8 protein-coding genes and 3 pseudogenes are annotated in these 7,688 nt (G+C 69.4%); 5 read left to right on the top strand and 6 right to left on the bottom strand.

Translation table 11 applies throughout. The features are described from left to right. Together AC1DWT_RS48250 and AC1DWT_RS48245 are read left to right on the top strand one after the other, a co-directional pair. The coding region (locus AC1DWT_RS48250; RefSeq protein WP_477925980.1) for an IS3 family transposase at window positions 1–194 on the top strand (194 nt) is incomplete at its 5' end. Window positions 195–490: 296 nt separating this feature from the next. Then, window positions 491–904, top strand: a complete 414-nt coding sequence (locus tag AC1DWT_RS48245) for a hypothetical protein (protein ID WP_206015573.1) — start codon at window positions 491–493, stop codon at window positions 902–904. A 133-nt stretch (window positions 905–1,037) separates the two neighbouring features. Here AC1DWT_RS48245 and AC1DWT_RS48240 read toward each other — a convergent pair whose 3' ends face one another. Beyond that, window positions 1,038–1,358 (bottom strand): hypothetical protein, encoded by a 321-nt coding sequence (locus AC1DWT_RS48240; RefSeq protein ID WP_206015574.1) that lies wholly within the window; start codon window positions 1,356–1,358, stop codon window positions 1,038–1,040. A gap of 4 nt (window positions 1,359–1,362) precedes the next feature. Here AC1DWT_RS48240 and AC1DWT_RS48235 point away from each other — a divergent pair, with 4 nt between their 5' ends. After that, on the top strand, window positions 1,363–1,563 hold the full coding sequence (locus tag AC1DWT_RS48235; protein WP_206015575.1) for a GreA/GreB family elongation factor: 201 nt from the start codon (window positions 1,363–1,365) through the stop codon (window positions 1,561–1,563). 19 nt (window positions 1,564–1,582) lie between these two features. On the opposite strand, the pseudogene AC1DWT_RS48230 reads toward AC1DWT_RS48235, so the two are convergent. From AC1DWT_RS48230 to AC1DWT_RS48210, 5 genes and pseudogenes are all read right to left on the bottom strand, one after another. Beyond that, a pseudogene (locus AC1DWT_RS48230) lies at window positions 1,583–1,799 on the bottom strand (hypothetical protein); the annotation flags it as partial. Between the two features lie 312 nt (window positions 1,800–2,111). Beyond that, the gene (locus tag AC1DWT_RS48225) at window positions 2,112–2,378 is read right to left on the bottom strand and encodes a hypothetical protein (RefSeq protein ID WP_206015576.1); all 267 of its coding nucleotides are present in this window, start codon (window positions 2,376–2,378) and stop codon (window positions 2,112–2,114) included. After that, window positions 2,378–2,953 carry a hypothetical protein gene (locus tag AC1DWT_RS48220; RefSeq protein ID WP_206015577.1) on the bottom strand — a complete coding sequence of 192 codons (576 nt, stop codon included), beginning with the start codon at window positions 2,951–2,953 and terminating at the stop codon, window positions 2,378–2,380. The genes AC1DWT_RS48225 and AC1DWT_RS48220 overlap by 1 nt, the downstream gene beginning before the upstream one ends. 293 nt (window positions 2,954–3,246) lie before the next feature. Then, window positions 3,247–4,032 (bottom strand): annotated as a pseudogene (locus AC1DWT_RS48215) (DUF3109 family protein). A 730-nt stretch (window positions 4,033–4,762) separates the two neighbouring features. Next, the gene (locus AC1DWT_RS48210) at window positions 4,763–6,241 is read right to left on the bottom strand and encodes a wax ester/triacylglycerol synthase family O-acyltransferase (RefSeq protein WP_477925979.1); all 1,479 of its coding nucleotides are present in this window, start codon (window positions 6,239–6,241) and stop codon (window positions 4,763–4,765) included. Window positions 6,242–6,499: 258 nt separating this feature from the next. Between AC1DWT_RS48210 and AC1DWT_RS48205 the strand changes: the two genes are divergently transcribed. Continuing rightward, complete coding sequence (locus tag AC1DWT_RS48205; RefSeq protein WP_241031608.1) at window positions 6,500–6,682, top strand: hypothetical protein; 183 nt, start codon at window positions 6,500–6,502, stop codon at window positions 6,680–6,682. Window positions 6,683–6,933: 251 nt separating this feature from the next. Next, a pseudogene (locus tag AC1DWT_RS48200) lies at window positions 6,934–7,688 on the top strand (ABC transporter substrate-binding protein); the annotation flags it as partial.

Genomic DNA, 7,688 nt, shown 5'->3' with positions numbered 1-7,688 from the left:
ACAGTCCATCCGAATCGTTTTGGTCGATCTTCAAGCATGAAGAATACTATCGGCACGTCTATGCAACGAAGGCTGATCTCGTTGCTGGCGTTGACAACTGGATTGTCTTCTACAACACTGTTCGACGGAACTCTACGGTGGGGATGCACAGTCCCGACAGCTACGAGAAGTTGCTTCAGGTGGGAGTCGCCTGAGGCACGCAACCCCCTTGTCCACCGTTCGGGGGGAACCTCAGCGAGCACCGCGAGCTGGATCCGGGCTGCCCACTTCTTCCGTGTGGGTGCCCCGCCGCTCGAAGGATCCGAGTTATCAGGAGGCGCCGTGGCCGGGGGACCGGTGCCCCGCCCTCGGGGCAACAACTCCGCCCGCCCGCCCGCCCGCCCGCCCGCCCCGTCAGTGCCCGTGCGCCCTTTCGAAGACCCGACCCATGCCGCCGAGTCACCTCGCCGGCATGACCCGTCGGCACGAACGATACGGGCGGGTCCATAGCGTGATCGAGGACCCTGGCCCGGCGTCCTCGCGGGGACGGATCGTTACCCGCCGGTTGGTGATCACCACCGGTGACCCGCTGTCCGCTCATCGCTCGCTCCCGCATGCGCCTTCGCCACGGGAGATGTACGGCCCGTTCAGCTTCTACCCGGGCCGGGCGCTGCCGGAGCGCACGATGGCATCCACGGTGTCGACGAACCCGGGTATTTCCTGTATTTCCTGCGGCAGCGCGGCGGACGCCCTTCCGACGGTCGGTGTTGAGGAGGAGTTCCTCCTCGACGAGTCCGGAACCGGGACACCGTGCCTGTGCAATACCGCCGTCGCGGAGACCGGTAGCGACCTCGGCATCGCGCTGCAACTCGAGCTCTCGCGTGCCATCGAAACCGCCACTCGAGCCGGTCGGTTGAGGCGTTGATCCTCGGCGCCTACGTCGCCGTTGCCCTCCACCGAGGCCGTGCAGCGTTGATCCGACCGCGTTGACCCCGGTAGGTTCGGGGCAGAGGACAGCCAATGACTGGAGTACATGTCATCCACAAGGTCACAGCCAATTACGGCCGACGGCAGGGGCAAGATTGAACAGCCGCGATGAGGGCGAACCGGCGCTGGCGCGTGACCGCGTCGCCGACCAGATGGAAGAGCTTCGCGCGCGTCGGGAGCGGATGGCGGCCGAGCTCGCCGAGCGTGACCGGGTTGGTGACAGCGCCGATGACGCCGACGCATTGGAGCGCGGTGATGCACTGGCGGAGGTCGACGATCGGATCGCGGAACTGGGCGCCTGGCTCGAGGGTGATCGCTCGACGACGGGCACCGCGGACACGCTCCCTGTGGGGAACCGAGTTGTCCCTGCGGTTCGCCGACACCACGGTCACCGGGGTGAGGATCGTATCGATCACCGAGGAGATTGCCGGCGGCGACGAGACCACCGTGACCGCCGACAGCCCGCTGGGCCTGGCCCTCGCCGGGCATCGGCCCGGCGACACCGTCATCTACACCACGCCGCGGGGACCCCAACGGGTCCAGCTGCTCTCGCTGACCCTGCCCGCTGGAACCCCTGAGGGTCCCGCGGACCGTTAACCTCAATGTCGCGTTATTAGACGGTGAGGATCCCGCCGGCGATCGACATCGACACGAACGGCATGGCCAGAAACAGCAGCCCGCTGCCCAGGAACACGGTCGCGAAGAACCGGTCCCGCGAGTCCGCCGAGCCGGTCACGCAGCACTCCGACGAACGACAGGAACGCGACCCCGCGAGCGGATCCAGCAACCAGGGCCGCGGTGATCTGGGTGCCGTGGCGGGGTCCAGGGGTTTGCGCGGACCCGGCCGAGGGGCAGTCACGGGGCATGTCCCGGACAGGGGTTCGGCCGGGAATGCTGTCACATTCTCGGCCGGATCTCTGCTTCACAAGGTCACCGAGACCCGCGGTTTCCCTGATCCGCACACATCACGGTACCCGCTCTTCGACAACCCCTACAAGGTCCTGACCTGCGGATATGAAGGATCTCCGGCGGAACCCCCTCGCCGACAGGTGCCGCCCCCCGTTCAGGCCACCGAGCACCCGCCGGACCCCAAAAGTGTGACACCGCGGCGCCGACGGTGCCGACCGAGCTCACGGCGATCGTGGTCAGCCGCGGTCACTGGGCGGATCATCGACCTCGCGGTACGCCGGTGGTGGGGTGGCGGCAAGTTGGAGTTCGTCCGGGCTGGCGTGCTGGACGCGGCCGTTGGCGAAATACACGGCCAGTAATCCGTCGAACCCGCACCCGATGACCACACCCGGCGTTCCGCGCCGGATGCGGGGGCGGAGGAAACCGCCGAGATCTGCTGCCGCGAGCACTCGGTCGCCGACATCGAGTGGCTCGCCCGCACCGGCGCCGTGCCCGCTGGTCATCATCGGATTATCGGCCTCGCCGGCACCACCCGCACATACCGGGAGATGCTGCCGCTGACGACATCGACATCGAGCTGGCCGGCTCGGCTGGTGAGGGTGATGGACAGCGCCTGACCGCCGAGCAAGCCGAGCAGGTGCGCGCCCCTGGCGGCGGCCGACGAGGAGATGCCGAGCAGCGTCACCTCGTCGAATCCCGGCGCACCCGCGCCACCGAACTCGCCGACGAGGTCGCCCGGGTCCGGGGTGGGGCGGACCGCGGTTCCGCGGCCGCCGCCGCGACGATCGACCGGCTCGAGTCGGACCTCGACGACGCCCGGGCCGCCAGTCGGGCCGAGCGGACCCGCACCGACGAGATCCGGGGCGAACTCGGCACCGCCCGTGCCGATTTCGCTGCCTCGCGCACCCAAACAGTGGCCGTCTGGGAGCGGGGCGAGGAACTCCGCGCGGAACTTGCCGAGGTCCGCCGTCGCCCCACCTCGACGACGCCCGGGCCGCCACTCGGCGGAGCGGACCCGCACCGACGAGATCCGCGGCGAACTCGGCACCGCCCGTGCCGATCTTGCTGCCTCGCGCACCCAAGCAGTGGCCGTCCGGGAGCGGGGCGAGGAACTCCGCGCGGAACTTGCCGAGGTCCGCCGTCGCCCCACCTCGACGATCTGACGGGACGCCCGGTGGCACGACACGGCGACGCCCCACCTCACCTGGGGCGGATTACCGGTGGTCGATCCCGAAGGGGGCGGCCGATGAGCGGCAATGTTCCGGCACAGGCGGGTTCGCGGTGCGAAGGCGACGGCTGCGGTCGATCTCTCCCATCATGGCCGGACCGAGGAAGGCGGTGCCTGGGAGATCGACCGCGGGGTCCGCTCCGTTACCTGGGCTTCTGCTCGGCGGCCGCGGCGGCCGCGGTGGCCGGGTGTACGGCGATCAGACCGAGCCCGGCCCGGCGTTTGCAGAGCTTCGCCAGTTCGGCGTACGCGGCCGTGCCGAGCAGTTCCGTCAGCTCCGGCGCGTATGACTGCCAGACGGCCTTGCTGCCGACGTGGGCGTCGGGGGAGCCGGAGCAGTACCAATCCAGGTCGGCGCCGCCTTCGCCCCAGTCGCGGCGGTCGTACTCGGTGATAGTGGTCTTGAGGATCTGTTCGCCGTCGGGGCGTTCGACCCATTCCTGGGTGCGCCGGATCGGGAGCTGCCAGCACACGTCGGGCTTCACCTCGAGGGGTTCGATGCCGCGTTTGAGCGCCATCGAGTGCAGCGCGCAGCCGATGCCGCCCTCGAAGCCGGTTGAGGAAGATGCACGCGCCCTGGTAGCGGCGGGTGCGCAGCGCGGGCTCGTCGTCCAGGTCGTCCTCCTCGATGTAGCCCTTCTCGCCGAGGCCCGTGTCCATGAACTGCCAGTCCTCGGGTGTGAGCAGCTTCACCGATGCGTTCAGTCGCTCGAGGTCCTCCTGGTCGGAGAGGAAGGCGCCGTGCGAGCAGCAGCCGTCGTCGGGTCGGCCGGCGATGATGCCCCGGCAGGCCGGGGTGCCGAACACGCAGGTCCAGTGCGAGAGCAGCCACGTCATGTCCGCGGCGATGAGGTGCTCGGAGTTGTCGGGATCGAGGAACTCGACCATTCCCGAGCGAAGTCGAGCGGAACCTCGGGGCTGGGCGTGATCGTGTGTGCACGCCCTGCTTTACGTGCTGTCACAAGTCCCGACGGTAGACCCGGTACCAGTCATGTGGGACTAGGGGTTACTCGACGTCGGAGGCAATACCGTCCATGGGCTGGTGCTGACCGTGCCTGGTCGTCGGCCCGGGGCGAGGTCACCGTGCGGGTGTCCCCTGAACGGGGCGGTAGGGTCTCGCTGCCGGTGACTTTGAGACGCTGCGACCTGCGCGTTTCTCATGTGTCTCACGGTATTACCACCGCGATCTGTCTCCACTTTCCTGGGCATTTCCTCGGGAACAGCGCGATGCGGGCGGGCCGTGCTGAGGCGGGCGGACGGGATGACCCTGACAACTGGACGTCGGGAGTGGTTGGGGCAACACGCGCTGGTCCATTGGTGGGGCCACAGCGAACACCCGGTGGAAGTTGTGAAGGACAGTCATCGTTGCGGCGGGTGGCGGATCTGATCAACCCAGCGGGTGGTGTTCGCCCACCTCGASCGMCCCCGGCCCACGTATACCCCGGATCAGCAGGCGGCGCTCGGCGCGAACCGCAACTGCCGCGCYCGTGTGGTGGGGGAGGCCAAACGCACCCATGTCAAGCACACCGCCCGCCGGCTGGGCGCCCAGGGCGCCGCCCGCGATTTGAYCGCCCCAGCGGATCGCGGGAGTGGGAGCGAGTGATGGGTGTCACCGTTCGGGATGGGTGCGTGATGACGCGCCGCCGACCTCGCCGCCWGTCACGGTGGGGGGCGGCGGGGGCGCAGGTGTCGGACGTTGCGTGTGCATGCGGTCAGTTCGGCGAGGGCCTCGTGCAGGTGCCCGGTCACGTCCCACACGTCGGGAACCAGTTCGCGGCAGGCGAGGAYTCCGACATCGAGGTGCCGGTCGTAGGACATCGCGGCGATGGTGATGCCGGCGTGGTCGGTGACCGCGGAGATGGGAAAGTTCCCGGTCACCTCGGCGCCCGCGGCGTACACCGGCCGCGTGGGGCCGACGGCGTGGGAGATGACCAGGTTGACCGGTGGTGTGGGCGTGGTCAGCGCCCGCAGCGGTGTGCGCGAGATCAGACCGCGCACCGCCTGCGGCAGCCGGGCGCCGAAGTCACGCACGAGCGTGGCGGGTGCCGAGCGGAAACGCCGGGGCGCCGCGGTCAGCGAGGTGTGCACCCTCTGCAGGCGCCGGGCCGGGTCGTCGTCATCGGTGGGCAGCGCGACGGGGACCAGGGAGAGCCGGGTGCGGGCGGTCGCGAACRGTCCGGTCTCGGTGCGCACCGAGACCGGCATGGCCGCGGCCAGCGCTGTGCCGGGCAGGGCGTCGTGGTCGATCAGCCAGCGGCGCAACACGCTGGTGCACAGCGCCGTCACCACGTCGTCGGCGGTGAACCCCAACGCGGCCCCCACCGCCTCGACCTCGCCGAGCGGCAGTGAGGTGAACGCGAAACGCCGGTTGGCCGTGACCGGGCCGTTGAACGGGGTCTCGGGCGGGGTCGGCGACGCGGGCGGTGGCGCCGGGGGCAACCACCGTTGCGCGAACCGGGCCAACCTTCGAGTGAGCATGCCCGCGCCGGGAACGGTGCTGGTGCCGGCGAGTTCGGGCAGGTGCGGGGCCATCTCGAGCGAGGACCACAGCAGCTGGGCGGGCAGGGTTCCCAGGTGCCATACGCTCTTGCCGACCATTCCCAGGACGCCCGCAGCCTGGTACTGCTCGTCGCTGAAGCGGTGCGGCACTACGTGGGGTCGCGGGCTGGTGTCCATCAGCACTGCGAGGGCCTGCGCCGCGGTCAGACCGTCGATCACCGCGGGGTGCACCTTGGTGTAGATCGCCTGCCGGCCGCCGGTGAGACCGTGGACCAGCCAGCACTCCCACAGGGGCTTGTTGCGGTTGAGGGGGCGTGCTGCGAGACGGGCGATCTGATCGGCGAGCTGTTCGTCGGTGCCCGGGCCGGGCAGGGTGGCCTCCCGGACGTGGTAGCCGAGATCGAGGGACTCCGAGTCCACCCAGTAAGGCAGGTCGAGGCCGAGGGGTACTTCCTGCAGCCGCCACCGCAGCGGCCCCACCAGGTGCAATCGGCTACCGACCAGCGCCCGCAGATCCGGGGCCGCGAGCCCGCGGCCCGGCGTCGTGGGGCCGAGGACACTCAGGGCCCCGACATGGGTGAAGGTCGTCGAGGTCTCGGCGTCGAGTAACTGCGCATCGAGGGAACTGAGCTGGTGCATGAGCGGTATCGGGATTGCGTGAGCCACGGCGCCCGCAGCTCACAGGGCGTACAGCTCACGCTACCGCGCGGATCTGACCTCCGGTGCCTCCCAACAACGAGTTAACCCAATCCTCACAATGAGCCGACAGTGGGGGTGAACGGCACGCGATGCGGCGCTTCCCCGCCGTCAGCGACGCGGTGGAGACCTCCCGCGGTCCGCGAAGAGACGGAGGACCCGAGATGCGCGGGCAGAACTACCGGGCAGGACTCCATCGACGTGATCGGGGCGACGTCCGTCACCGCACTCGCCGACGTCATCGCCGCGATACCGGGCGCGCGGACCGAGATGCGCGGCGAACCCGACCGCATCATCGTCACCCCGACGGCCGATCGCGATCGTCACGTCTCCCTCGAGTTCGGGCCGATCGACGACACCGCCCGCAAGGCGCCCGACCTGTGACCGCGACGGATCACGATCACCCATCAGCGCGGCGCCGCAGACCGCCGACGGTGGACACACCACGCCTACAGCGCCCTCGCGGACCGTTGCGGCGGGGAGCTGCCCATTTCGACGTCCTGACTGGTGTCGCACCGAACACAAACCCCGGGGCGCTCTCCGGAGTCGAGGCCCGGAATCGGCGTAGCGTCGTGACCCACAGCGAACGCCGACTCGGGTGGCGTCCGTCCACAGGTGATTGAAGGAGAGTTGGGATGGCTCAACGGACCCTCGTGCGGGCGGCCGCGGTGCTCGGTGCGGCATCACTCGCACTGGCAGGCTGTAGCTCCGGCAGCGGCGACAATTCCGCCAGCGGAAGTGGCGGCTCCGCCTCGGCTACCACGGTGTCCACCGACTGCACGCCCGAACAAGCGACCGCCGGTGGCACTCCGTCCACCGCACCGCTGAAGATGGGCACCCTGCTCCCCGACACCGGAAGCCTCGCCTTCCTCGGACCGCCGATGGTGGCCGGCACCCAACTCGCCGTCAACGACGTCAACGCCGCCGGTGGGGTCCTCGGCCAGCCGGTCCAGCTGATTCCCGGCGACTCCGGCGACACCACCACCGACACGGCGAACACCACCGTGGACCGGGAACTGGCCGCGGGCACCCAGGTGATCATCGGTGCGGCGTCGTCGTCGGTGTCGCTCAAGGTCATCGACAAGGTGTCCAGCGCCGGCGTCGTGATGTTCTCCCCGGCCAACACCTCCGACCAGTTCGTCTGCTACCCGGACAAGGGCCAGTACTTCCGCACCGCCCCCACCGACGTGTTGCAGGCTCAGGCTGTGTCGCAACTCATCTCGGACGACGGCGGCCAGCGCGTGTCCATCCTGGCCCTCAACGACCCGTACGGAACCGGGCTCGCCGACAACATCGTCAAGAACCTCGTCGACGCGGGCATCCCCGAGGACCAGATCCCGAGGACCAGATCCAGAAGATCATCTACGACCCCAACGCGCAGTCGTTCAAC

This window comes from Rhodococcus sp. P4_B6 (assembly GCF_056402215.1).
The sequence above is the reverse complement of the archived record's forward strand: the minus strand, read 5'-3'. Positions and strand labels throughout refer to the sequence as shown.

Coding starts and splice junctions, on each gene's coding strand:
- AC1DWT_RS48225 (WP_206015576.1), bottom strand. CDS start 2,378: ATGACCAGCGGGCACGGCGCCGGTGCGGGCGAGCCACTCGATGTCGGC.